Source organism: Acinetobacter sp. 8I-beige, from assembly GCF_902505955.1.
Taxonomy (GTDB): domain Bacteria; phylum Pseudomonadota; class Gammaproteobacteria; order Pseudomonadales; family Moraxellaceae; genus Acinetobacter; species Acinetobacter johnsonii.
This window is the reverse complement of the sequence record NZ_LR732792.1, coordinates 467,719-492,651: the sequence shown is the minus strand read 5'-3', so window position 1 is coordinate 492,651 and position 24,933 is coordinate 467,719. Positions and strand designations below refer to the sequence as shown.

General features: G+C 37.2%; 22 protein-coding genes, 1 tRNA gene and 3 pseudogenes. 11 read left to right on the top strand and 15 right to left on the bottom strand.

Going from position 1 to position 24,933, the window contains the following annotated elements; all coding sequences use genetic code 11:
* Positions 1-143: 143 nt before the first annotated feature.
* The 4 genes and pseudogenes from GVX98_RS12730 to GVX98_RS12715 all read right to left on the bottom strand — a co-directional run.
* Positions 144-401: pseudogene (locus GVX98_RS12730) on the bottom strand (HNH endonuclease); the annotation flags it as partial.
* Positions 394-978 (bottom strand): class I SAM-dependent methyltransferase, encoded by a 585-nt coding sequence (locus tag GVX98_RS12725; protein WP_159128291.1) that lies wholly within the window; start codon positions 976-978, stop codon positions 394-396. The gene GVX98_RS12725 and the pseudogene GVX98_RS12730, both read right to left, overlap by 8 nt.
* Before the next feature lie 77 nt (positions 979-1,055).
* Positions 1,056-2,689: pseudogene (locus tag GVX98_RS12720) on the bottom strand (HNH endonuclease).
* A 535-nt stretch (positions 2,690-3,224) separates the two neighbouring features.
* Positions 3,225-3,494, bottom strand: a complete 270-nt coding sequence (locus GVX98_RS12715; protein ID WP_159128290.1) for a hypothetical protein — start codon at positions 3,492-3,494, stop codon at positions 3,225-3,227.
* Positions 3,495-3,616: 122 nt separating this feature from the next.
* Between GVX98_RS12715 and GVX98_RS12710 the strand changes: the two genes are divergently transcribed.
* Positions 3,617-4,366 (top strand): metallophosphoesterase, encoded by a 750-nt coding sequence (locus GVX98_RS12710; protein ID WP_159128289.1) that lies wholly within the window; start codon positions 3,617-3,619, stop codon positions 4,364-4,366.
* Positions 4,367-4,467: 101 nt separating this feature from the next.
* Positions 4,468-4,650 (top strand): hypothetical protein, encoded by a 183-nt coding sequence (locus GVX98_RS12705; protein ID WP_159128288.1) that lies wholly within the window; start codon positions 4,468-4,470, stop codon positions 4,648-4,650.
* Between the two features lie 41 nt (positions 4,651-4,691).
* Here GVX98_RS12705 and GVX98_RS12700 read toward each other — a convergent pair whose 3' ends face one another.
* The 4 genes from GVX98_RS12700 to GVX98_RS12685 form a co-directional block, all read right to left on the bottom strand.
* Positions 4,692-4,967, bottom strand: coding sequence for a hypothetical protein (locus tag GVX98_RS12700; RefSeq protein WP_159128287.1), 276 nt, complete (start codon positions 4,965-4,967; stop codon positions 4,692-4,694).
* Positions 4,968-5,106: 139 nt separating this feature from the next.
* Positions 5,107-5,286, bottom strand: a complete 180-nt coding sequence (locus GVX98_RS12695; protein ID WP_159128286.1) for a hypothetical protein — start codon at positions 5,284-5,286, stop codon at positions 5,107-5,109.
* Positions 5,287-5,296: 10 nt separating this feature from the next.
* Positions 5,297-5,596: a hypothetical protein gene (locus GVX98_RS12690; protein ID WP_159128285.1), complete on the bottom strand. Its 300-nt coding sequence runs from the start codon at positions 5,594-5,596 to the stop codon at positions 5,297-5,299.
* 95 nt (positions 5,597-5,691) lie between these two features.
* A complete protein-coding gene (locus GVX98_RS12685; RefSeq protein WP_159128284.1) occupies positions 5,692-5,982 on the bottom strand; it encodes a hypothetical protein in 291 nt (96 codons plus the stop codon).
* Between the two features lie 161 nt (positions 5,983-6,143).
* Between GVX98_RS12685 and GVX98_RS12680 the strand changes: the two are divergent.
* Positions 6,144-6,575 (top strand): annotated as a pseudogene (locus GVX98_RS12680) (IS5 family transposase); the annotation flags it as partial.
* Between the two features lie 524 nt (positions 6,576-7,099).
* Here the strand turns inward: GVX98_RS12680 and GVX98_RS12675 are convergent.
* From GVX98_RS12675 to GVX98_RS12660, 4 genes are all read right to left on the bottom strand, one after another.
* Positions 7,100-10,630 (bottom strand): hypothetical protein, encoded by a 3,531-nt coding sequence (locus GVX98_RS12675; RefSeq protein WP_159128283.1) that lies wholly within the window; start codon positions 10,628-10,630, stop codon positions 7,100-7,102.
* Positions 10,631-10,641: 11 nt separating this feature from the next.
* Entirely contained in the window at positions 10,642-12,966 is a 2,325-nt protein-coding gene (locus GVX98_RS12670) for a hypothetical protein (RefSeq protein ID WP_159128282.1), read from the bottom strand.
* A 4-nt stretch (positions 12,967-12,970) separates the two neighbouring features.
* Positions 12,971-13,423: a transporter gene (locus GVX98_RS12665; protein ID WP_159128281.1), complete on the bottom strand. Its 453-nt coding sequence runs from the start codon at positions 13,421-13,423 to the stop codon at positions 12,971-12,973.
* Between the two features lie 160 nt (positions 13,424-13,583).
* Positions 13,584-13,823, bottom strand: a complete 240-nt coding sequence (locus tag GVX98_RS12660) for a helix-turn-helix domain-containing protein (protein ID WP_159128280.1) — start codon at positions 13,821-13,823, stop codon at positions 13,584-13,586.
* 100 nt (positions 13,824-13,923) lie between these two features.
* Between GVX98_RS12660 and GVX98_RS12655 the strand changes: the two genes are divergently transcribed.
* A complete protein-coding gene (locus GVX98_RS12655) occupies positions 13,924-14,718 on the top strand; it encodes a hypothetical protein (RefSeq protein WP_159128279.1) in 795 nt (264 codons plus the stop codon).
* Between the two features lie 88 nt (positions 14,719-14,806).
* On the opposite strand, the gene GVX98_RS12650 is transcribed toward GVX98_RS12655, so the two are convergent.
* A tRNA-Ile gene (locus tag GVX98_RS12650) sits at positions 14,807-14,883 on the bottom strand.
* Positions 14,884-15,528: 645 nt separating this feature from the next.
* On the opposite strand from GVX98_RS12650, the gene GVX98_RS12645 reads away from it, so the two are divergent.
* Together GVX98_RS12645 and GVX98_RS12640 are read left to right on the top strand one after the other, a co-directional pair.
* Positions 15,529-16,101 carry a 1-acyl-sn-glycerol-3-phosphate acyltransferase gene (locus tag GVX98_RS12645; protein ID WP_114837338.1) on the top strand — a complete coding sequence of 191 codons (573 nt, stop codon included), beginning with the start codon at positions 15,529-15,531 and terminating at the stop codon, positions 16,099-16,101.
* A gap of 261 nt (positions 16,102-16,362) precedes the next feature.
* Positions 16,363-17,112 (top strand): YebC/PmpR family DNA-binding transcriptional regulator, encoded by a 750-nt coding sequence (locus GVX98_RS12640; RefSeq protein ID WP_004693421.1) that lies wholly within the window; start codon positions 16,363-16,365, stop codon positions 17,110-17,112.
* Positions 17,113-17,474: 362 nt separating this feature from the next.
* Here GVX98_RS12640 and GVX98_RS12635 read toward each other — a convergent pair whose 3' ends face one another.
* Positions 17,475-17,945: an Lrp/AsnC family transcriptional regulator gene (locus tag GVX98_RS12635; protein ID WP_004693423.1), complete on the bottom strand. Its 471-nt coding sequence runs from the start codon at positions 17,943-17,945 to the stop codon at positions 17,475-17,477.
* Positions 17,946-18,222: 277 nt separating this feature from the next.
* Positions 18,223-18,987 carry a glutathione S-transferase family protein gene (locus GVX98_RS12630; protein WP_159128278.1) on the bottom strand — a complete coding sequence of 255 codons (765 nt, stop codon included), beginning with the start codon at positions 18,985-18,987 and terminating at the stop codon, positions 18,223-18,225.
* Between the two features lie 380 nt (positions 18,988-19,367).
* Here GVX98_RS12630 and GVX98_RS12625 point away from each other — a divergent pair, with 380 nt between their 5' ends.
* From GVX98_RS12625 to GVX98_RS12605, 5 genes are read left to right on the top strand one after another with little or no spacing between them, the layout of a single operon-like run.
* Complete coding sequence (locus tag GVX98_RS12625) at positions 19,368-20,570, top strand: SfnB family sulfur acquisition oxidoreductase (RefSeq protein ID WP_159128277.1); 1,203 nt, start codon at positions 19,368-19,370, stop codon at positions 20,568-20,570.
* 10 nt (positions 20,571-20,580) lie between these two features.
* The gene (locus GVX98_RS12620; protein ID WP_159128276.1) at positions 20,581-21,804 is read left to right on the top strand and encodes an SfnB family sulfur acquisition oxidoreductase; all 1,224 of its coding nucleotides are present in this window, start codon (positions 20,581-20,583) and stop codon (positions 21,802-21,804) included.
* Positions 21,804-23,222 carry an LLM class flavin-dependent oxidoreductase gene (locus GVX98_RS12615; protein ID WP_159128275.1) on the top strand — a complete coding sequence of 473 codons (1,419 nt, stop codon included), beginning with the start codon at positions 21,804-21,806 and terminating at the stop codon, positions 23,220-23,222. Before GVX98_RS12620 ends, GVX98_RS12615 begins: the two co-directional genes overlap by 1 nt.
* A gap of 22 nt (positions 23,223-23,244) precedes the next feature.
* Positions 23,245-24,087: a MetQ/NlpA family ABC transporter substrate-binding protein gene (locus GVX98_RS12610; RefSeq protein WP_159128274.1), complete on the top strand. Its 843-nt coding sequence runs from the start codon at positions 23,245-23,247 to the stop codon at positions 24,085-24,087.
* Positions 24,088-24,096: 9 nt separating this feature from the next.
* Positions 24,097-24,933: a MetQ/NlpA family ABC transporter substrate-binding protein gene (locus tag GVX98_RS12605; RefSeq protein ID WP_159128273.1), complete on the top strand. Its 837-nt coding sequence runs from the start codon at positions 24,097-24,099 to the stop codon at positions 24,931-24,933.

The following is a 24,933-nucleotide window of genomic DNA, read 5'->3' as shown; positions in this document are numbered from 1 at the left end:
AAATCATATAGTCTGTATCTTAATATACAAATAAGCACCAAAATTTCCTTAGCATCATTTTAATTCATAACTATTTTCGGAAGATTACAATGTAAGCTTGCTAATCACAAAATCGTTGCTCTCTTTTTACTATATTAAAGCCATAAAATGAGTTGTCCTTCATCATTAAAGGTATATGGTACTGCTTGCTTCCAATACAGCTCGATAAACTTCTCAGCAATATCCTTATATTCAAGTAATAGGCTATCGCCTAAGTCTTCACCTTTTTCAATAGCCAATCGGCTAAGACTGATTAATAGTGCAAATTTGTAGGTACTACTAAAACTCCCTGACTGTAAAATCAGCTGAATATTCTTTAAAAATTTGAGTTGTTGTTGTGCTGTAGGAATAAAATCAGGCATGTTTTTTCCAAAGCAGATTGAGCCATTCCTCATTACGATCAGGCCGTTTATCTACAGTGATCCATTGTTTTAATATAGCAACCCCATCCAACTGATCTAGTAATTCTTGAGCTTGTTCTTCATCTAAATCGGTAAATGCTCTACCGTCTTTTACTCGGTCTATTGTGCCGTATTTAAATGACATATAACACACACCATCACGGCGTAAAGCATTATAGATTCCTTTTAAAACTTCAGGGAGTCGGTTACGATCACAATGTAATAAAGATGCACATGCCCATACCCCATCGTAAATATCCTGCACTTCAATCTCGTAAAAACTTTGCTGCTGAACAGCGATACCAGTCAGTTGGGTCGCTCGTTCGACCAATACTTCAGAATAGTCGATGGCATCAACTTGATAGCCTTTATTTTTAAAAGCCAAAGTGTCGCGCCCTGAGCCACAGCCCAAATCCAAGATTCGTGCATACTCTGGTAACTCAGCTAAAAATGGTTTGTACAGGCTTTCCATATCTACGTTTAATGTTGCTTGTGTAAACTCATCCGCATATTGGTTGTAATAATGTATTGTTTTCATATTTAGTGCTTAGGCTAAAGACTGAACTCAGTCTACTAAAAAACAAAAAAATAAGGGAGCTAATGCTCCCTAAATTTTTAGTCAAATAAATCAGCCCTTACTTCATCCAAATCACGATCTGACTTGAAACGATTACATATAGGATGAATAATTGCTCCGTTTTCTAAAATGCCGTAACCACCTTCTGCTTTCGATTCTCGATGATCTACTTCAGTCGATTCCAGATATAGAGCGCTATCACATACTTCACAATAGCTCCATGTTTTCTTTTCCTCACGTTGATACAGATTTCTTTTGGTAGCGAGTGAAAAATTTAGAGGTTTTTTCTTCTTTGATGGTCTTACTGATTTCACAAAGCTCACAACATCATCAACAATGCTTTCATCATAATCGCCACCAAAACGTTCAAGGTAAAAATCGTTAAAATTAATATAATCAAATGATTGACTCATCGAAAGAATGACGGTGTTCAAACAAACTTCAGCTTCAAAATCTAAATCCATATTTAGTCCAATACAGATAAAGGCTTGATACACGTTCTTCAATCGCTCATGTGATCTGATCCCGCTACCAAACTTACCTACAGTTTCTTTGATCGCCACAGGAATTTTTTCAATTAAACTTTCAACACCACGGCGTGCTCGGGTAAAACCAATAAAATCTAACTTCTTATTCTGTATTTCAAAACAATCTTCTTCAATTTCAAAGACGATAGAAAACCAAGCCAAAAAGGATGTAACTTGAAAACGATTATCTTTATAAAAATATAGTTTCGGGTGTAAACCTAAACTTGGAATTCCAATGCTAATTTCTGGCTTAGCGATACGACACAACACAATTCTAAGTTTTAGTATTAAATTTTCAACACGCTGACCCTGGTCTATACTCATACTATTCTGACAAGTATCACCAAACATCATATTTAGGAGCTCATTGACTAGGCCTATTTTTTTGCCATGTGCTAAATCCGGCTCTAAAAGTATAATCTTAAAAAGATGATCGTGAATTTGCTCACCCAACGCGATTAATTCATTTATCCGCTCGTATTTCAGTTCAGCCAAGTTGGATTTATTATCGTTTATATAACAACACGCATAAATCACATAAAAAGCATCGCTCCCCCTATTCTGTAAATGATACTCCTCATCTGGATCTAATCGTTTCGTATCCGAATTGATTGAACAAAAGGCCTTTCGAGCTTCCTCAGGTGTCCCAATTACTTCAATAAAATTAATTTTAGTTGATTTTAATTTTTGCTGAAACTCAGAATCATTCGATAATTTTTGAAAATCAGCTAATCCACCTAATCGATTACGAATCTGCCGAATATCTCGTTTTTGTGACGGGGTGAATTTCGGAGCTCCTACTACCTGCTCATCAATAAAGAATCTTTTGATCCAAGCATAAATAATTGAAATCCTGTGCCCACCATCGATGATATAAATATTGCCAGCGGCATCCTTCCAATAGCGAACGCATAAATTGACATTACGATCATTCAAACAGTCTAGAATAAACTCTCAATTTCATCAGGGCTCCAACATTCTGTGGAACGTTGATTGTCTGCCTTATATAATTTTTCTAGGATCTCATGCTGTGCGAAATCATAAAGCGATATTTCAAAGTTATGGTGCAAATTTGAGTGCGACATTTCGTCAAGCAACATCATTTTTCTTTGAATAATATTGGTTAATAGCTTAGTACGGGCCATTTTATTTTCTCTAGGCAATACTTCTCTAGATCTCGTAAGATTACGAAATTTATAAAAGTAAAATTATTTAGATATGACTAAAATTTATTTCAAAAATTTTATTCTTTAAGAACAGAAGAAATGGCTTGGAGAAAATAAGGGATATTATAGAAAGTGTTCATGTTTAGTTCCTGTAGTAATTTGTTACAAACAAGCTTCCAACTTTTCCACGAGATGGAGGCAAGCCAAACAGGGGTGGAAATACCGTACTACAGAAGACGGCCAGTCAAAGACTGCCCTGCTTGGCCTACCATTACGATAGACTAAACATAGTAAACGCAAAAAACCGCTAAAGCGGTTAACTGCTTCTGTAGTAAATTCAGGTTTCCACGCCTGGTTACAGATTTTGCTGTAACGTATTTATATTATGTGCATAATATCAATTGGTCAAATTTTATGATCAATAAACAATCAATTGATTTTAAATAAACGATTTAATTCTGATAAAACTGTTGCTCCAATCAGATATTGGCTTTATTTATAAAATTAAATCTAATTACCTAACCAAGTTGTAAGGCTCATTATTCACATGTATTTGAATAGACTGACATCCCGCAGTCTCAATATCTTTTAATGCTTTGTGAATTGCTAAATCAAGACTTACGGCTTTTCTTTCAAACTCTAAATATAAGTTGTTGTTAATTGAACACAATAAAGCATCATCACAACCTGCTTCAAATAACCGATCCTCAACACAATGATGTGACGCTTTTAAATCCTTGATATAAATTGTAAATTCAAAATTCTTTATTGTACTATTCATCATTTATTCCTCTTTTAGAACAAAAGTCATTTATGACTATTACAATAGGCTCAAGCAAGCATTTTATTTAGATCTTTAAACAAAATCAGCTCATGTTATCTTTCTGATAAGGTTTAGGAGGCCATTTGAAACTACAAATCTTGTCTGACACACATAATTCAGAATATCAATTATCAAAAGAGGTAGATCTTATCATTCATGCCGGGGATTTTTCGAATCGCCTAAGTGGTGCTATTGAATTTGCAGAAAAATGTAAAAACCTGAATAAGAACTTTATTTTTGTTTTAGGTAATCATGATTATTACTGCTCAAACTACGATTTAGTCGTGGATTTCTTAAAAGAAAACTATCCTCAAAATGCCTTGCTTGATGACAACTATATCAAGATACAGGATAAAATATTTGTTGGCGGTACATTGTTTACGAACTTTCGTTCCAACTCTCCCCTTACATCTCCTAACGTACTTTTACAATCCAAAAAAGATGCTGAACAATCTATTTATGATTTTAATCAAATCATGATTGGCAATGATAATCGAACTATAACTGCTGATGACTACATAGCATTATTTAAACGATATCATCAAAATATTATGCAATTTAAGGGGCAATATAACGTGATTGTCATAACTCATTTCCCTCCTCATTTAGCCTGTCTTGATCCATATTGGGGTAACCATCCTATAGCATCAGCTCTCAATCCCTATTTTATTAATGACCTAGATGTCAAAGGCTTTAAGTTATGGATTTCAGGGCATACGCATACATCAGTTGATACTGTAGTCGACGGATGTAGATTAGTGATCAATCCTTTAGGGTATCCACAAGAGCAAGGAAAAAATGGGTTTAGAGAAAATTTGATCATCGAAGTTTAATTGTCATACTTGTATTAATTCAATTTAACCCAACTCTAATATCAAACTTCCTGTAGGACTGATATTTAAACTTCTACAGTATCTAAAACCAGGAGAAAATCATGTCCATTCATTTAACTTCAGAGAAGGATAGAATGAATAAACTTGCAGATGAAATACTTAACGATCTGATTGAGATCAGTAAACTCCAAGGTATTCCAATTAAAAAAATGAAAGCAGATCAAAATGGTGTTTTCTATGTAGAACAAGAAATATCAATTGACGACTTACTCAAGAATTTCTGAGCTTCTCTCATTAAGATGACATCATAACCTTTAAGGTATATTTAAAAACCCAACCAAATTGTATCACCTGTAGTTGCATACATAGTCTCAGCAGTTTGTTTTAACATGTCACATTCATCAATTTCTATTGATAAATCATCACACAGAGTATGATCACTGTCATTGATAGAAATTTCGTGCGATTGAACGACTGTACCATGTTGAATGAGTTTAATTCTATCTTGCCTTAGAAGCTGTACACCACGGTAACTAGCACGCATTTGATTTAGAGCTTGAAGACGCCTTTCATTTGTAGTCATTATTATTTTTCTCGACATCAATTGTCTCCTTGATTTTTATCTGAAATTAAGATTAACAAATTACGACATAAATTGAAATTGGGTAATGATCTAGCTATCCGGTAATCCCCCCTTAAAATCACAGCGATCAAATAAAATTTGATCAATGCATTTAAAGTCAGTCCTCTAAAAATTCCATCATATCTTGATCAGTTCTGATGATTTTCATAGGAAGATGATTAGTTGCATTTAGTATCAACCTGAGATAATTATCTTTTATTATTTCATCTTGCTGCTTTTTTACTGCGGATTCAGCGGTTATGTTTGCACTCTCTTTAGAAACAATCCAATCTACCATAATATTTACCTCACTTTACGGATTGCTCAAGGTCTTGCTCTTCAACACTCTGATACGAAGATGAACTATTCATTAAAGCATGCCCCCTTCTAAATGCCAATTCTTGCTTAATCTCTTGCTCAGCAATACTGGTCTCGCTGTGATTTTTTATGTATTCAGCTCGTTTTTGCATAAATGCCCGCTCACGCTCTTGAATGCTGGAATTTAACTCCGTATTTTCCACTTGACGAGTAGCTATATAATTATAAGTAATGACTCCGCAAAATACGATGAGAAAAAAACTGAGTTGCCTCTTTACACCTCTACTCACAAATAATCCTTTCATATCCAGTTAATACTGAAGTTATCATCTACTCGTGCTGATGAATTTAAAAACTATAACAGATGACACACTATAAAAGTTCATTACTCATCCCTAGGGTTAAAATCTTTAAATTCATCAGCATTGCTAGCAAATTCAGCAAAAAAGTTATGCCATGCAAATAATGACTCTAATTCCTGTTTATTTTGAATCGGTTTAGGCAACTCATATCCAATGATCCAGTATGGTGCTTTACAGCAAACATGCTCAGGTATAAGGACTTGCTGTAAGGCTGTTTCAGCACTTAAAAAATATAAATTATCGTTTAAGTGGGCAATATTCCCTTGTAAAGCTTCTTGAATACAACGATTTACATCTATATACGTAAGCTTCATTTAGTCCACCTCTATTTTTAGTAATTGAATTTCCGAACCTGTTAAATTATTTAACGCTGTCATCATTATTTCAATTGCATTACACTATTTGACAACTCTTTATACTACCTAAAAAAATTCAAACAATTGATTGATTCAAAATTTCAAAACACAAACTATGTGAAGGTGAGTGGAAACGTAAGAAACATCAACCTGAATATCGACGTTAATGGCGCAAGCTCCACATTGGAATAGATGCTAAAACTCTGCAAATACGGACTGTACAGCTCACAACGAATAATATCAGTGACTCACAAGCCCTTGGTGGTTTGCTAAATCAAATTCCATCTGATGAGCAAATTGAATCCATCTATACAGATAGAGACTATGATACGAAATACTGCAGACAGGTGATTGCAGATCGTCAGGCACATGCTTTTATTCCACAAAGAAAAAATGTAAAACCATGGAAAGACAAGAAATTGAGATCTTTAGAGAGGAATGAATTATTAAAAACAGTCAAACGTCGAGAAAGAACGCTTGGGAAAAAGTGGTCAGGTTATCATCGAAGAAGTTTGGTGAAAGCCAAGATGCATTGCATCAAATTATTGGGAGAGTTGTATCTTAAATTTATAGTGTTTAGGGTAGTTCTATCTTTCTAATCTTTATGCAATCAAGCCACTAAAATGTTAAAAAAATGTCCTCTTGGCTGAATTAAAAACCAGAATCATCATTTAAAAAACACTAAAAAAAAGCGTTAATTAATTAAAATTAACTCTTCAATTAGCTTTCAAGAACTATTAAAACTCTATTTATTATAGATTAATATTTAACTTAATTACTCATTTTACTACCAGTAAAATATATTATTCAGATGAATAATAATTCGAGATCATTTTATTAATTTTAACGTAGATTGAATATGACAGTACTTCTCAAGAAAATTTCCATTTCGGTCTAAAATCACTCAAAAAAAGCTAAAAATGGGGGTGGGATTTTCACCCTTAATTACCCCATTTTTGAGCGATAAAAACTCAGTTTTCTACAAATACAGGCTCGGAAAAACAAAGTTGTAAAATCAAAAAAAATATCCATCTGTTTTCAATGTATTTTTTTTGATAAATTTCCGTTCATATGCTCAACATCTGATAGAGCCCTTGAGCAATCTTTTTTGATACTCTCGGCACTCTTTCATCTTGTAAAAGACGCTTTGCAACAGCATCTTTTGAATAAAATGATTATCTTTGGGTATTTTCTTATTACGGATTACATATTTTTTTATTTTCACTTCTCCGATTTTAATAGTATCAAATTCATTCCAATCAGGTTGATCCCATTCTAAATTGGATGAATATTCTGGATAAACTTTCTTAATAAATTCTAAGAATTTTTGATAATCAATCAAGTCATTTTTAGATGATGCCTTAAAGTTTAAAATAGGACGATCTTTTTCAAGTGAAATTTTATTTTCTAAACAATCAAAGAAATTTTTAAGGTCTTTCCGGGTTATATTTTTATTTAAGTTAAAAGGTTGATCAATCTGATAAAGAGTAGACCATGTCACCATTTTCTTCCAATTAAGACCGATAAGATTCTCATGATTAGCATCATTTTTTACCTGACTTGTATAGAGAGAAAACGACTCACTGATCGATTGAATGAACTTCAATATTTCAGGATCAATCGTTGCTTGTTCTTTTTTTTCCGACCACTTCCGGTATTCATCTAAAAACGTTTCACGGTATAAAAACACTTCCTGCTGTTGAAGCTGCTTCTGCTTTTTCTTATTCTTTAATAAATCAGTTTGAGGATTATTTTCTTTGAGCTGATAAAATTTCTTCATCGCTTTTAAAATGTCTCTTTCATTCGACTGAAATTCAATTTTGAAGCCGCGACGCATCAGCTGACTATCAGATAATAATGCCTTGATCAATTGAGGTGAATATTCACGGTTTGTTTGATAAAACATGTCAGCAATCAAGATATTCAGATGATGCAGATAATGTCTTGCAGTTATCCGAATGTCTTCATGCCCCATCAGATGCGCGAGTCGAGACCAGGCCTGAGCACTACGCGATGAAGCATCCTTAATATTGGGTAAAATGTGCTTTTTAAGCTCACGCCCAAACTCAGAATCATAGTCAGTAAAACAACGTACCAGTGCTATGCTGCCTTTTAAAAGAATAGCCAAATGTGAAGCGGCACTATGCCTGAAAGCATGAAAGGTATATTGATGATCGTTTGTCCCCAATACGGCATTAAACAGCTGTTGGGTAATCTTTGATAAATTTGTACTAGATAAAGGTTGTTCACCCAGCATAAAGAGTTGTTTGGTTTTTCTTTTGCAGACTGCTGCAGCCGCCTTAGAGCCAGGTAACAGGTTTTGATAAAAGCGACAGAATCCTGTGAACTCGTCCGGTGCTAAAAAATAAGCCAAATCAAACTGACGGGTGGCATTGTCACTTTTCAGACCACGCTCAGAATTCAAACGAATCCTGAGGGTTAGATCATCGATATCACCTGTTGTTTTTGTCATTTTCTGGTCAGATCGATCGTCTTTATGCTGATCTAAAGCGGCTTCAAATACATAATAAAGCTGCCGATTGTCAGGATGTTTTCTTAGCTGTGGAGATACAAAATCATCGATACAGATTCCGACAGCCTCATCAATACGCAAGCCCAGTCTAAATGCTAATATATAGACCCATTTTAGACATGTTGCATCCTGCTCAGTCAAACCCAAAGCTTCTGGGTATTCTCTAAGAATCCGTATCATCAATTGAAACATCTGTGGACTAATGAGTCTGGTTTTTAAAAACAAACCGTCACTTTGACGTTCATATAAATATTGCACGATCGGTGCACGATGTTTCTTGACTAAGTATTGGTGGAAAGCTTTCAGCCGATCAAAGGCATAACCCGAGGTATTGTGTTTTTTATAGTTGTTGGTTTTAGCAGTCGTTTTATGTTTTTTCTGATCATTCAGTAGTTTTTCTTCAACAATCGTGCAGTACATTTCCTCAAACTGTTCTTCAGTAGTTGTATCTAAATTGATCTGCTGTTCTAGAACATAACAAAGTAAGTCAAGCACGAAACTACTATAGTAACGCTTGATCGTGGAGACTTTAATAGCTGCTTTCCCCTGATAAGCAAATTCGTTTTTTAACCACTGACACACACGTAAATGTGCAATAGCCACTACATAATCTAGGTACTCGCCATTTCCAGCCTCATACGCAGATTTATAGTCCTCAGATTTTTGGATGCTTTCTTGGAGTTGATCCGCAAGCTGTTTGGGTTTGATATCCTGATGAAAAGATAAAAGCCAGGATTTCAGCTCATGACGTTGACCGGTTCGTCGATCATGAAATATTTTGACTGTAACTGTAGGCATCTCCAATTCTAAAAATTGGTTATTCTTGCCAAGATTTCTAATTCTGGTCTGAATGGTTTTCCAGTTATCGGGTTGATCATAGAGCTGTGTATGTTGTCCATAGATTAAAGGGGAAGTGATGATTTGATTAGTCAGCACACTAGTACTTAACACATCCAGATCAGGAATCTCTTGCCATAAAACATAATCCATATGTTTAAAAACAGTAAAACCAGTTTTTTCCAGACCTTTTAAAAATAGTTGAACATGATGATCAAATTGTACTTCCTCAGGCAATTTTTTAGAGGCTTTCTCCTCCCCCCTATCCTTCTTCTTCAGATTCAGTACACTGTCGAAATGCGTCTTGAGTTTTTCTAACAATAGGTCTTCGCGCTGAATCGGAACTTCAGTTTCACTGCATTCCTTTTCCCAGCACTGTAATGGTGACGTGTTTTGTAATATATACGCTTGTGGTCCATTGAGTAGTTGCTGGATCCGTCTATAACATAGCATCACAAAGGCATTGAAATAGATATGCTGAGTTTGCCATAACTCCGTCTCTTCTTCGCCATGCTGACGATAGATGTTGCCATACTTTGTCGAGGGCAAAGTGTAAGAAAAAACATAAGCATTCTGGTAATTTGAATAGATAGGGAGCAAGCCACTATCGAGGTTCATTTTAAAAATCGCATCATGAATGGCCAACAGCCGTTCAGATTGAATGCATCCTTGATCAAAAATTAATGAAATACACATACATTCAAACAAGGTATTCACTAATTTTTGTTGCTCTTTAACTGTAGATTCTAAAAGGATGCCTTGGATTTGTTGTGTGAGATAATCCGCCCAATTCACATAAAGTATTTCTTTTACCTTGGCGAACATAGTGCCCTGTTGTAATTTGTAACCAGAAAAAATATTGTCCAGACGTTTAGGTGTGTAGACTATCCAATCGGGCGACTTAATCTGATAGCTCTCGGCATAGCAAGGGTAATCCTCTTGCCACTGCTGGTTTTTCTCCTTACAAATTTGTTTCACTTGTTTAAAACAGAATTGAAGGTATTCTACAGCCTTGTCCTTAAATTTGGGTGTTTGGCAGAGTTGCTCTAAAACTGCTCTATAGATATTAAACTTGTCCAGAATTTGTTGATCGAGCAGCTCAAAATCAATTTGAGCAAGGTCAGAATTTACATCTATATATGTAGCAGTAATCAACTGAGAAATTTCCTTAAAAATGTCGGTGATCCCACTTTTAATGGCATTTTCTAATTGAACTTCGATTTGTTTATCAAGCACGGTATGATCCTTTAAATTACTTCAAGCTTTGCGATTTCTAGTTCGTTGAGCAAGCTTTCAACTTGTTGCTGAATGTCGTGTTTGTAGAGATAAGGGCTTAATCCAGAAATGTGACTGAATCCCATTGTCTGTTTGTCATGGGCATACAGCGTATTGTGAATGTCACCACTGAGATCAAGATGATTTTTAGTGAAATGCCTTGGCCAGTTTTTATAAATCTGCACAGTCTCTTTAAGGTAATGCGTGACAAAATCAGCAGACATCGGCTGTAGCTCCAAATGCTCCACAACTTCCGCAAGATTCACTGGACCTTTCTTAGACTTGATACGAGGATATGAGATGACATAGAGTATAAAACCATCGCTTTCTAGTTGCGCTTGCAAACTTTTTATCCCAAGTGATTCGATGGTTTGCGTCAGATATTTTCGATACGCATTGAAATGATCCTGCCAGTAGCCTGTAACAGGAACAGGACGTCCTACTTTTCGTGAATCAGTTTTTTTATCATGCACGTAAAGTAGTTGTGCCTTAGGATCGTAATGTTTTAGTAACCCCGGCATGCCGACTATTGGACGCACCGTCAGGCAAATTAAGGAAAGATGCCACATCCAAATGCTGTAAGCATTCAGCTTCTCGATCCGATTCGCTTGAGCATTCGCTAATGTGTTTTTGACAAAACGATAAAGCTTATTAAAAAATTCACTCGCGGCTTCTATAGTCCAGCAGCGCTGACTGCCGATACGTTCTTTTTCACGATGAAAAATATGACCAGGGTGTTCATTCTCAACCCATGGATCATCTTTTCTACGATCTAATAGAACATTGATATAGCCTTGAAAATTCTGGTCGATTTGATCGATCTGACGCCCTTCATAGTTCCATTGCACGATATGACGGGTATCCCGATTGGCCAGCAAATGTGCGATCAGGTTATCACCAGTCTCCATATCCATATGGAAATAGATTTGCCGCTCTAACATCCCGCAAGTGATTTCACCAATCTGATGCTCTTTAAAGACTTCCCGCAAAAAATTATTGTATTTAATCGCACAAAATTCACGTCGCTCTAAGTTCTCTAGAGTCTTTAAACTAGTAATCCAAGGTTCTGGTATACGCCATTCCAAGGTTAAGGCCTGGTTGTAACGCTGGGTTTTCTCCCGCATGGCACCTGAATGATTGGCATTGAGCTTGGGATCGATCACCCAGTAATAATGGATGACTTTGTTAATTGATTTTTCTTTGATTCTGCCACTCTCAATCAAATCCTCAATCTTTTGAAAGACCGTTGGACTCAGACCCGTCAAAAGACACATCAGACCACACACAGCTAAAGATGATTGATATGGATCAATGCTGATCTTTTCTTGATAACACTCCTGCAATAGCTGATAGGCCTGATGCAGTAAGCTGGGTTTCAGATAAAGTGGATTCGTTTTATAGGGTAAGTCACGTCGCTGAATGCGCTTTTCCTGTTTTTCAAGCTGTTCCTGATTTTTCTGCTGGTCATCAGAGAAAATCCCCTTCTCCCGTTTGGCTATCTCATCCTGTTCAGGATCAACAACATTGGCCTCTGTATCCTGTCCATTATCATCATTCTCCAAATCAAACGATGATGTGCCTGAATCAGATTTATAGGTCATGCCCTTTTTAATATCGTTAATTAAAGCCTGAACATTGATTGCTGTTGAATTTAATTTACTATTGATGAGCTCATTACACACAATAATGAATTGTTGAATATAGCGGCCGAGATTAAGCTGTTCAAAATCATTTTTTATTGTTTTGCGCTCTAAAAGAGTTTTTAAATCATTGGCATTAAATTCATCCGTAGCTTGGAGTTTTAGTGTGACTTTTTTATACAGCAGTTTATTTTTATTTTTCTCAGTGTTCGAAAATTGCTTTTGCAAAAGAAGTTTTAAATTATAAGATACTGTATTGATTTTATTGTTGTTTTTATACTTATGTAAAATAACCCGTCTTTCATCCTTTTCAGTCTGAGACTCTAACCAGATTATTTCCTTCAGTATTTCACACAAGACTGCAGTACAAAGATAGGAATAGATGAATACTTCTTTTTGTTGGTCGCTTAGTTCTCCTATAGATGCACTTATAGACCATTGAGTTAAGCCTGCCAATAATTTCTGTTGTGTCACCATCCGATTATTTTTAATCACCACACGGATATCGTGAGCAGCACAATACAACTGCTGGGCCTGCTGATCTTGTACCAAGAGATGATTCAAAATTTGTTTTTTTTCGCTCAGAGACTGATTGACCCAGAATTCTAATAGTTGAATCTGTTTGTCTAGATCTGAAAATTCATTCGTTTCATTCATAAAATCACCATAATTTTTCAGGGTAAAAATTGAAATTTAGGTTTTGCTCTAACTTGAGGTTCAAGTCTTTATGCAACCCGAAATACTTTTTATAAGTACTGGCGCGTAGTCGAATGCAACGATGAGGATTTTGATCCATCCTCATATGTAGGGATAACTGCAGAACCAAAGCCTTGGACAATTGAGTAAAAAAACAGCTAAAAAGCACAGCATGTATCTGTTTATGTTTGTGCTTTTGGATCTGCTTAATATCTAGAGAAATGTTGTGGATTAACCATTTCAGGATCTCAAATTCATCAATCACTTGATTGGCTCTAGCATCCTTTTTCAAGGTTTTTTTGATATAAACATCCAACTTGTTTTTTAAATTCAATATAAATACATGAATAAAATCTGGTAAATCTAATATCAAAACTGCTCTGAGTTTCGTCAGGACTTCAAATGATTTTTTTTGCATGTTCAATATTTTTCTATCTTCACAATCTCACCTAATACTGACCTTGCAGGCTCTTATATATTCTGAAAATTTGATTTTCAAAGGTGAAAAATATTTTGAATTCAGTTTCAAAGCCGTCTAATGAATAGATATGAGCACGCAGCCCATACCATCTTCAAAATCAGTCTTCTTTTAAGCCAGCAAATTTGTAGACATCCGCCTTACTCCAACGAAGAGTACGTCCATGTCTAATAGGATTAATTGGGCCATTTTCATACAACGCCCACTTACGCAATGTTTGTTCTGCATACCCTAGGAGCCTAGCTGCCTCCCTAGTGGTCAATAAAAGCCGATCATCTGTAATCGGTTTTTGTTTATGCTTAAATGACATTTTTTTGTGTCCTTGTTGATTTAGAGTCATAACACCACAAATCAATTTGGAATAATACTTTGCAAAAATATGTTTTTCTTGCCAAATTTTCAGTTAAGATAAGTTGTACTTGAGTCAGTCAGAGTGATACATGGGCCGCCCGCTAAGAACTAGGATAGATTTTGCAAAAACAATAAGTTGGTATGACTTTTTTTATAATCAGTTAGTAAGCTTTGGTAGATATAAAAATGATTATGATATGGAAAAATTTTTTTATGGATACCAAAAAGATCACAAGGTACAGAGCTTATTTAAAAAGTATAAATTTGGATTATCCACACCACAAAAATACCAGATAATTAATGTTGAATCTAAATGTATTGGTTCATCTCAAATTATCAACCATCCCCTGTGGAAAATTTTGAAATATCAAACATTTGATGAAGATCTTATATTATTAGAATTAACTACTCTACCTCACTATATCGTAGAGATCATTTCATCCAGTGGACGTATTAAAGACTTTGATAAGAGTGGCTTAGAACATATAGCAAGTTATGGCTCACTCGACAGTGTTTGCGCATTATATTTATTACACCATTGGGGAATGACGATTAACAGTACTGCTCTTGCTAATGATTGCTGTTCACTCCTCTTAAATTCATTAGGCTTATTACTAGAAAAAAATCCTCACCTCCACCGTTCACATGTCTTTTTATTTGATGAATTATGTGATCAGATCTTCCTTATGGAATTAAAAGGATATAGTCGACCACTCAAAATTAAATTAAATTGGCGAGAATACAGAAGGAAAAACTGGTCTAGTGAAGTTAAAGAGATATCTACAAAAGCTGAAGCAGATTTCCGTGTTCACCCCAAACTTAAAGACTTCGTTCCAAGCAAAGATCCAAACCTAGTAGAACTATACAAAAAACTGTTTGTTTAAGTTGATTTCATCTGCTTACCATTTGCTTACTAGAATCTAAAAACAAAAAAACCACTTACGATTAGTACACGTAAGTGGTTGTTTTATATGGTGGGCCCACACAGACTTGAACTGTGGACCAACGGATTATGAGTCCGCTGCTCTAACCAACTGAGCTATAGGCCCTAATATGCTGAATTTGTTATATATCAACAAGTTCAGGCGAAATGAATACTAGCGAAGATTTTTTCAAAAGACAAGCTTTTTCATACATAGTTGTACACTATCCAAACAATCAAGAAAATTTAGATCATCAAACTGACACATCAGGTCTTTCACGATCTTTGAGTTACATACTAAGACTCAAAAGCACTTATAAATACTAGAATAATAAAATTTAATTAAATTGGATAAAACTAAATACCGGCTTTTTCTTTTTTTCGTGACTCAATGAAAAACTCAACAATTGACCATAAAACAACCAAAGCAAAGAGAACTATTGCACATACAAAAGTCGAAAGATAAGTCATTTTAACAATCCTGAGCTTTGTTAAACCAAAGTTAAAGTGTGAAAGTGCACACTTTAGTCTTAGACCAAAGTCTAATCTGTCATTTCGTTTATGAATAGTGGTATTTTCATTTTCAGCATATTTATTTTCTGTTTGATTAGATTTAAAACATCTTAGTGTTCAATTCTTGCCCCCTCCTTGTTCAACTGATGAGGATTCAAGCCCATTCATAAAAGTGGCAAGTGCAATCAAGTAGGACTTGACTCAAACCGTAAACAAGCAGACATTAGCCTCTTTAAAAAACACTTGTATTTTTATGCTCATGTTAAAAAAACTCATTGGTGAGTCTGCGTTTAAACTCGCAGGCTGGAAATATCATGTAGAACCAAACGTTTTGGAAGACAAGCAAGTCATTATTGGATTTGAACATACTTCTATGTTGGATGCTGTCTTGTCACTGGCGATTTTTCAAATCTACGATATGAAAATCCATACCCTGATTAAAAAAGAATTATTCAAAGGGCCAATGAAGCCCATACTCGAAGCCATTGGTGGTATCGCAGTCGATCGCAAGTCAAATAAAGACATTGTGTCTCAAATGGTTGAGCACTTTACCCAAAATAAAAAATTCAATTTAGTCATTGCACCTGAAGCGACACGTGCCAAAACAGGTGAAGTACGTAAACCTATTCGTACTGGATTTTGGCATATTGCTAAAGCAGCAAATGTCCCTATTGTGCTGATGTACGCGAACTCAAAAACTAAGCAAGGCGGTATTTTTGGAAAAATCTACCCAACAGACCTAGATCATGACTTAGCGCTTATTAAAGCACTTTATAAAGAGCATGTTGGTTTAGATATTGAAATTCCTGAATCTAAAACTTCTGCACAATAAGATCGTTTAATTAACCTAAAAGAATGTGAAAACCCTATTCTTTTAGGTCTCTGTGAGTGTTTCCCAACAGTTAATTTTTAAAGTGAACTGCCTCACAGGGAAAATTTTAAATAACTGGCTTTATTTCAAACAATTTTAATTCTTTTTTTGTTTGTTCAGGCGATTTTCAGAAAAACACCTACTTTCGCATAAAAAAGTGCTTATGGTAGAATTTGCACAATTTGATAGGCACAAAGCCAATCTACAAGGAGCATATTTCGCATGGCGGGTCATTCCAAGTGGGCCAATATTAAGCATCGTAAAGCAAAACAAGATGCTAGCCGTGGTAAACTTTTTACCAAATTTATTCGTGAATTAACAACTGCTGCAAAGCTTGGCGGTGGTGATGCTGCAAGCAACCCACGTCTTCGTGCGGTTGTAGAAAAAGCACTTTCTGTAAATATGACACGTGACGTCATCAACCGTGCAATCCAACGTGGTGCCGGTGGTGAAGATAACGATGATTTAAAAGAAATTACCTACGAAGGTTATGGTGTTGGTGGTGTTGCAGTTATTGTAGAAACCATGACTGACAACTTAAACCGTACTGTACCGGATGTCCGTCACTGTTTCTCAAAAACAGATGGTAACTTAGGCACAAACGGTTCAGTTGCTTTCTTGTTCACAAAACGTGGTGAGATCACTTTTGAAGATGTATCTTTAGAAGATCAAATCATGGACGTGGCACTTGAAGCTGGTGCTGAAGATATCGAAGTCGATGAAGATGAAATCTTAGTCATTACTACACCTGAATCTTTTGGTGATGTGCAAGATGCTTTGACTGCAGCAGGTTTAAAATCGGACAATGCTGAAGTGGTCATGAGCCCTTCAACTAAAGCTGAAATCACCGATATCGATCAAGCGAAAAAGATTATGAAAATGATTGATATGCTTGAAGATTTAGATGATGTACAAAACGTATATACCAATGTTGAATTCTCTGACGCGGTATTGGCAGAATTAGACGCCTAGTCTACTGCTTTAAAAAATGCGTTCTCGAATATAGTTTTGGGAGCGCATTTTTTATGTCTGATTGAATACCCTTTCAATAAATTTTGCTTTTTTACAATGATATTTATCCATGCTTAAATGCTGGCTGTCGTGTTTTAATTGATTTTAAGCCATAACTAAATTCTGATTTTTCAACAAGCGATCACGAAAGATCAGAAAACTTTACCACCGAGCGTTTTTCACGACCAATTGAATAGTAACATCATCCTGCTGTAGCACCTCTAACATACACAGCTCATGTGCTCTTATTGTCGCTGATATTATGCAAACTTTTGAAAGTAGGAAGCCTAATACTCATTAGACTCATACAAGTTCAGCGTGACTTAGACTTTGCTCAACAAACCACTACAGTTAAAAACGTTATACTCTTTAATCACAAAGCTTGAGTGCAGTGCCACCACATGTTCGATTTTACCAATGCGTTTGAGTAAAATATCACTATAGTTTTCCATATCTCTTGCCACAACTTCAACAATAAAGTCTGCCGACTGCCCTGTCACTAAAAAGGCATTGGTCACTTCAGGAATATTTTCTAGCTCTTCTAAAAACTTGGAAAAAGTATCGGTATCGTGCTTGCTCAAAGATACTTGTAGCAAAACATGTAGACTAAAACCGAGCTTTTGATAGTTAATATCACGCTTAACTTTGGTCATAATATCGTTATCAATGAGGTGCTTAATACGACGATGTACTGAACTGACCGATAGATTAATACGCTCTGATAATTCGTTTAGATTGATATCTTCATTACTTAAAATTTCTAAAATTTGCTTATCAAAACGATCTAATTCCATTATTTAACTCTCATGACAACTTATGTTTATAGGTGTTTATTTCATATTAAGCATTTCAAATGAAAGATAAAGCTTATTTGCAGTTTTTTTCATATATTTTCAGATTAATAAAAAGATATCAGCTTTTTTAGACAAAGAGTGCCATGATCTTTTACAAAGTTATAAATAGACTGAGAAACTTTCTATTCAGCTTCTATAAATCATGATATTGAAAATACAAGAAAGGTAAAGGTTGTCTGTATTACACCTCCTTTGCCTTGTTTAGCTTGAGCTTATTTTAAACGCCGCGCCAGTCGACCCGGGCATTGCGCTCGGTTTGATAGACTCTTAAAACATACTGTCCCAAGGGTAAATTGGTTAAATAGGTTTTATAAGCACTAAATTCTTCAGATAGACTTTCCTCATGGTCTTTTTCCCAAGGTGTCCCTTTAATCTCCAGTACAGGCGCCAACATCGAACACACAGCAATATCCGCCAAACCTAAACGATCCCCGACAAAGTAACGTCCATGATTAGCAATTAACTTCTCATTCAATACTTCAATTAAACGCTGCATTTCAGCTTTGGAATGCTCTATTTTCTCTGCATTCAACTCATAGCCTTTCGACATCAAAGTTTTCATTAAAGGTTTAGTGTATTTTTCAAATTTACGTAAATAGCCCTTTTCGCCCAACATAATCTGTAACGATTGATCGTTATCGGACAATGCATGGGCCAACCCCCAACGACGCACATGCAATCCCAAGTCGTTGGCTAGTGCATTAACATCTAAAGCCTCTTTACGAAGCTGTACTTCATTACGTAACAGTCGATGTTCTGGATAACGCTCATCAAGATATAATGCAATCTCGGTGGTATCAGCGACCCATTTGTCCTGATCACGCAAAATAGGCAGTTTATTTTGACCGGTCTTTAACTGTGCAAAAGCCCGGTGAACCCCAGGCACCACATTTTGTGCGACAAAATCTAGCTCTTTATGATCGAGCAACCAGCGAGCTTTCTCACAAAAATGAGATAAAGGAAACTGGTATAAAGTTCTCATAAATGCTCCACATTTATTTTTCTATTTTGACTTTTCAGAAAAGCCATCTATTTCAGTTGGATACTTTAGTCACTGTATTTAGGATTTACAATGTACTTTTTACTCAAAACTGCCTAGCAAATGCTCAAAAGCCTTTATCAAATTTATACGTTTTTTTCTCTACAATATCTCAAATCTTGATAAGCAAGCCTTTGATCATACTATTTACCCCACCGTTAAATTAGTTATTCCTTATTTTTCAAATTCTTAACATATCTTCTAAATGATTAAACTTAGCATATTTTGTTTTTAACTTTTTAGCTGCTAAGTAATTCAAAATCCTTCATTTAATCATTCAAGCAATCCCAAGTAGCGTATAGGCATTAAGTAAAGGTGCTTTTATGTCTCATACACTCTCTAAAAATATTCACGTGATACAAAATGATCAGGACGCAATTAATGCAGCCTATCATGTCGCTGACTTTGCCTTAGAAGGTCGGGATCAACGTGATCAGAACCGTCAACTCCCTTTTGCTGAAGTCGAGTTATTTAGCCAAAAAGGATTAGGTGGTATTCGTATTCCTCAAGCTTTTGGAGGCGCATTTGTTTCCAACAAAACCTTAGCTCAGGTTTTTCGCATTATTAATAAAGCCGACTCAAGTGTCGGCCAAATTCCCCAAAACCAAATTGCGCTGCTTAACATGATTGATATCTTAGGCAACGAACAACAGAAACAGTTTATTTTTAATGAAATATTAAACGGCAAACGCCTTGCCAATGGCGGCCCTGAACGCAATACCAAAGACACTAAAACTCTGAGTACAACATTAAGCATTGAAAATGGTCGTTACTATGTCAATGGTGAAAAGTTCTACTCTACAGGCAGTAGCTTTGCCCATTGGTTAGCTATTAAAGCCATTCACCCTGAAGGATATGTGGTACTGACGCTTGTTGATGCCACAGCACAAGGTGTGGAAGTCATCGATAACTGGAACGGTTTTGGTCAGCGTACAACTTCAAGCGGCACAGTAAAATTACAACGGGTTGAAGTCGACCCACTACTTATCTTTGATGAGCGGAAACTAGCTGAAGACGTTAATTATCGCGGTGCTTTCTCGCAGTTAATGCAAGTTGCAATTGATGTCGGTATTGCAGAAGCCGCATTTGAAGACACTTTGTCAACAGTTAAAAAAGCCCGACCAATTGTCGATGCGCAGGTTGAGAAAGCCAGTTTTGAACATTACACCTTACAAGAAGTCGGCAAATCCGCTGTCCTGTTAGATGCCGCTATCCTACTGCTCGATGAAGCTGCTGAATATTTAGATGAGCTCGACCAACTGAGCGTTGTCAGTGCCGAACAAGCAGCTAAAGCTTCCATTCTAGTCGCCGAAGCTAAGGTCTATGCCAATGATGCTGCACTACAAATTTCTGAAAAACTCCTAGAGCTTGGCGGCAGTCGTTCGAGCCTAAGCCAACATAATTTAGATCAACATTGGCGCAATGCACGTGTGCATACCTTACACGACCCGATCCGCTGGAAGCTGCATGCACTGGGTAACTATTATTTGAACAACACTTTCCCTGCTCGCCACGCTTGGATTTAAGGAGAACGTCATGACTTCATTTCAACCCATTCTTCCACTTCAATCCCAAGACACGGCGTATGCACATATTATTCAAAGCGATGCAGAAGCCTTAGAGATTGCCAAAAATTTAGCTGAGCAGTTTAAACAACAGGCCATCCAACGTGATGCTGAACGAATTTTGCCTTTTGCGGAAATCGAAGCCTACAGCCAATCTGGGCTCTGGGCTATTACTGTACCGAAGGAATTCGGGGGCGCAGATGTTTCCAGTTATACGATCGCGCAAATTATCGCACTAATGAGTGGTGTAGATGGTTCGATTGGACAAATTCCCCAGAACCATTTCTATGCCTTAGAGGTTTTACGTAACAACGGTACTGAACAACAAAAGCGTAAACTCTATGCAGAAGTGCTCAAAGGGGCACGCTTTGGTAATGCCTTGGCAGAGTTTAAAACTAAAAACGCAACACAAAAACAAACTGCACTCAGCCAAACTGAACAAGGCTATGTGGTCAATGGTGAAAAGTTTTATTGCACAGGCAGTCTGTTTGCAGACCGCATCCCCACCTTAGTCAAAGATGCCGATGACAAAGAGTTTCTGGTCTTTATCCCACGTAGTAGTACAGGGCTAGAATTGATTGATGATTGGTCGGGTTTTGGTCAACGTACTACAGGCAGCGGTACAATCAAATTCAATCATGTCGCTGTAGATGCAGAAGATATTGTTCCTTTCGATACAGCTTTTTCTAGACCAACTCTGGTTGGGCCTTTTGCGCAAATTATGCATGCTGCCATTGAAACGGGTATCGCGCGTGCTGCTTTTGAGGAAACACTGGTTCGTGTGCGTCAGGCTCGTCCGTGGATTGACTCTGCTGTTGAACAGGCAACTGATGATCCTCTAACACAGTTTGAACTGGGACGAGTAGTTGCCGATGTGCGTGCCAGTGAAGTCCTACTCAAACAAGCAGCCCGCTCAATCGATGCAGCACGTCCCCATCCAACCATAGAGAACATTGCTAAAGCATCACTCGATGTAGCGAAAGTTCGTGCACACAGCACAGAAACCGCATTAAAAGCTGCTTCAAAATTGATTGAACTGGCAGGCAGTCGTGGTAGTCAGCGTGAAGATGGCCTAGACCGCTTTTGGCGTAATGCACGTGTTCACACGCTACATGATGCGTCACGTTGGAAATATTACTTCATTGCCAATTATCTTCTTAACGGTGTACTTCCGCCACGCAGAGGGACATTGTAATGACACTATCATCTCAAAATAAAAACCCGAAACAAATCATTCTGAATGCCTTTGATATGAATAGCGTAGGTCATATCAATCATGGTTTGTGGACACACCCACGCGATGAGTCGCATCGTTTTAATGAGCTCAGCTATTGGACCGATTTGGCGCAAACTTTAGAGCAAGGTTTATTTGATGGTTTGTTTATCGCCGACATTACAGGTGTCTACGATGTTTATCAAAACGGTCTAGATTTAACCCTAAAAGAGTCAATTCAGCTTCCAAGCCATGACCCAACTACACTCGTTTCTGCTATGGCTGCCGTTACACAACACTTAGGTTTTGGCGTCACTGTGAATCTGAGCTATGAGTCGCCTTACCAATTTGCACGGCGCTTTGCGAGCCTCGACCATCTAACAAACGGTCGTATTGGCTGGAACATTGTCACGGGTTACTTAGACAGTGCAGAACGGTTAATTGGTCAAAAAGGTTTAAAAGATCACGACTTGCGTTATGAACAAGCTGAAGAGTTTCTCGAACTTTGCTATAAATTTTGGGAAGGTTCTTGGGAAGACGATGCCGTACAAAAAGATAAGTTAAACCGTGTCTTTACCGATCCTTCAAAAGTTCATGCCATACAGCATCAAGGCAAATTTTTCCAAAGTCAGGGTGTTTTTCAGGTTTCTCCATCTATTCAGCGCACGCCTGTACTTTATCAAGCGGGCGCTTCAAGCAAAGGCTTAGCCTTTGCAACTCAACATGCTGAAGCCATGTTTATTGGTGCTGACACGCCTGAAAAAATTAAACAGCAAGTCGATAAGATTCGTGCACTTGCCTTAAGCCATGGACGTGATGAGCAAGCCATTAAACTCTTCGTTGGCATTAGTGTAGTGACGGCAGAAACAGAAGAACTCGCACAAGAAAAACTGGCCGAATATATTCGCTATGCCAGTCCAGAAGCAGGTTTGGCGCATTTTTCCAGTTCAGTTGGAATAGATTTAGCACAGTTTGCAGATGATGAAGCGATTCCTTATAAACAAACCAATAGCATTGCCTCGGTCAATAATAAATTTAAAGAGCAAAAAGTTACGCGAGCGGATTTGAAAGCCCAACATGTACTCGGTGGACGCTATCCACTGATCGTCGGGAGTGGAAAAACTGTAGCAGAAAAGCTCATTCAGCTCATAGATGAAACTGGCGTAGATGGCTTTAATCTCACACGAACCGTTGCCCCAGAGTCACATCAAGACTTTATTCGTTGGGTCATCCCAGAATTACAAGAGCGTGGCCGTTATAAAACCGCCTATGAAACAGGTAGTTTACGCCATAAATTATTCGCTCAAGGTGACCGACTGACCGCAAACCACCCTGTACAGCAGTATCGATGTCAAAGCTCGTGCTCTCATCCTAAAACACCGCAAAAACAAACCGCATAAATTTTAAAATACGAGAAATATCATGGCTCAAACTGCAAAAACAAAATTTACCGTTATTGGGGTAATTGTCGCTGCCATCGTCATTGCACTGGTGGCGTGGTCTTATCATAAAAAATCGAGTAACTCTGAACTGGTGATTGGGATCAGCCCACCCTTTGCCAGTCCATTAAAGGTGGCTGTGGAAGAGGCGAAACAACAAGGCATCAATGTCAAACTGGTCGAGTTTTCGGATTGGAATACCCCGAATATTACTCTCAGCCATGGTGATATTGATGCTAACTATTTTCAGCATCAGCCCTTCTTAGATAACGCTATCAAAGAAACTCAATTTAAACTGAAAGCACTGGATAAAGGCGTCACCACACACGTCGGTTTATATTCAAAAAAATATGACTCGATTGATGCGATTCCTGAAAATGCACGTACAGTTATTCCAAATGATCCAGTGAATCAAGGTCGTGCGCTTTTACTGTTACAACAGGCTAAATTGATTAGCTTAAAAGATCCGAACAATCACCTATCCAACCTACAAGATATTGTCAACAACCCTAAAAAGCTCCAGTTTATTGAAGTTGAAGGTCCACAAACTGCGCGTGCCGTTGATGATGCTGACTTGGTTTTTAGCTATCCACATTATTTACGTCTTGCAAAAACCATCGACCCAAATGATGTGCTGATCTTAGATGACAACACCAATACCCTGTATTCGATTTTATTTGTGGTGCGTGACGACTACCAACAGCAACATCCAGAGAAAGCCGCGCAACTTGAAAAGTTCATCAAGATTTATCAAACGTCTGACAAAGTTAAACAGACTTTGAATAGTGAAATTGGTGAAAAACTTTGGTTCCCGGGTTGGAAGTGAGTATAAGCCATGACACAATCTTTCACTCAAAATCGAAAAAAATGGCTGATTGGCTTAAACATCATCGTGACAATTTTTGCTCTAGCGGGTTACCGCTATAGCAAAAGCCATGCGCAAGATGATGTCTTAACGATTGGTATTAGCCCACCTTATGCCGAACTGCTGCAAAGCGTGGCAGATGATGTAAAAAAGCAAGGCATTCAAGTCAAACTGGTTGAATTCTCTGACTGGCATGCGCCAAATGTTGCTGTGCAAAATGGTGACATTGATGCCAACTTTTTTCAGCAAAGTGTCTTTCTACGCAATGCGATTCGCGAAACAAATTATGATCTGCATGCATTCGCCACAGGAACAGGAAGTCATGTCGGACTGTATTCTAAAAAATATAAGTCCTTAGATGCACTACCAGCTCAAGCACGTGTGGTCATCCCCAATGACCCTGTAAACTCGTCACGTGCTCTGATTTTACTGCATCGTGCGGGTTTGATTCAGCTCAAAGACCTCAACAATGAACTGTCTACCGTAAAAGATATTGTGAGCAATCCTAAACAGCTTCAGTTTATTGAAGTAGAAGGCCCACAAACTGCACATGCGTTTAATGATGCCGATTTAATTTTTGGCTTCCCGCATTATTTAAAAATGGCCAAAGTCACTGATCCGCATCATGCGCTTTTTCTTGATCCGATAGACAAGAAATACGCCATTTTATTTGTGACACGTAAAGACTATCCAGATCAAAACCAAAAACTTGCGACTTTTGTGCAAGCATTCCAAAACTCAAAACACGTTCAAGAAATTTTAGACCGTGATTTTGGCCAAGGTCTGTGGTTTGAAGGCTGGAAATAA

Coding starts and splice junctions, on each gene's coding strand:
- GVX98_RS12725 (WP_159128291.1), bottom strand. CDS start 978: ATGAAAACAATACATTATTACAACCAATATGCGGATGAGTTTACACAA.
- GVX98_RS12715 (WP_159128290.1), bottom strand. CDS start 3,494: ATGATGAATAGTACAATAAAGAATTTTGAATTTACAATTTATATCAAG.
- GVX98_RS12705 (WP_159128288.1), top strand. CDS start 4,468: ATGTCCATTCATTTAACTTCAGAGAAGGATAGAATGAATAAACTTGCA.
- GVX98_RS12700 (WP_159128287.1), bottom strand. CDS start 4,967: ATGTCGAGAAAAATAATAATGACTACAAATGAAAGGCGTCTTCAAGCT.
- GVX98_RS12695 (WP_159128286.1), bottom strand. CDS start 5,286: ATGGTAGATTGGATTGTTTCTAAAGAGAGTGCAAACATAACCGCTGAA.
- GVX98_RS12685 (WP_159128284.1), bottom strand. CDS start 5,982: ATGAAGCTTACGTATATAGATGTAAATCGTTGTATTCAAGAAGCTTTA.
- GVX98_RS12670 (WP_159128282.1), bottom strand. CDS start 12,966: ATGAATGAAACGAATGAATTTTCAGATCTAGACAAACAGATTCAACTA.
- GVX98_RS12665 (WP_159128281.1), bottom strand. CDS start 13,423: ATGCAAAAAAAATCATTTGAAGTCCTGACGAAACTCAGAGCAGTTTTG.
- GVX98_RS12660 (WP_159128280.1), bottom strand. CDS start 13,823: ATGACTCTAAATCAACAAGGACACAAAAAAATGTCATTTAAGCATAAA.
- GVX98_RS12655 (WP_159128279.1), top strand. CDS start 13,924: ATGGGCCGCCCGCTAAGAACTAGGATAGATTTTGCAAAAACAATAAGT.
- GVX98_RS12645 (WP_114837338.1), top strand. CDS start 15,529: ATGTTAAAAAAACTCATTGGTGAGTCTGCGTTTAAACTCGCAGGCTGG.
- GVX98_RS12640 (WP_004693421.1), top strand. CDS start 16,363: ATGGCGGGTCATTCCAAGTGGGCCAATATTAAGCATCGTAAAGCAAAA.
- GVX98_RS12635 (WP_004693423.1), bottom strand. CDS start 17,945: ATGGAATTAGATCGTTTTGATAAGCAAATTTTAGAAATTTTAAGTAAT.
- GVX98_RS12630 (WP_159128278.1), bottom strand. CDS start 18,987: ATGAGAACTTTATACCAGTTTCCTTTATCTCATTTTTGTGAGAAAGCT.
- GVX98_RS12625 (WP_159128277.1), top strand. CDS start 19,368: ATGTCTCATACACTCTCTAAAAATATTCACGTGATACAAAATGATCAG.
- GVX98_RS12620 (WP_159128276.1), top strand. CDS start 20,581: ATGACTTCATTTCAACCCATTCTTCCACTTCAATCCCAAGACACGGCG.
- GVX98_RS12615 (WP_159128275.1), top strand. CDS start 21,804: ATGACACTATCATCTCAAAATAAAAACCCGAAACAAATCATTCTGAAT.
- GVX98_RS12610 (WP_159128274.1), top strand. CDS start 23,245: ATGGCTCAAACTGCAAAAACAAAATTTACCGTTATTGGGGTAATTGTC.
- GVX98_RS12605 (WP_159128273.1), top strand. CDS start 24,097: ATGACACAATCTTTCACTCAAAATCGAAAAAAATGGCTGATTGGCTTA.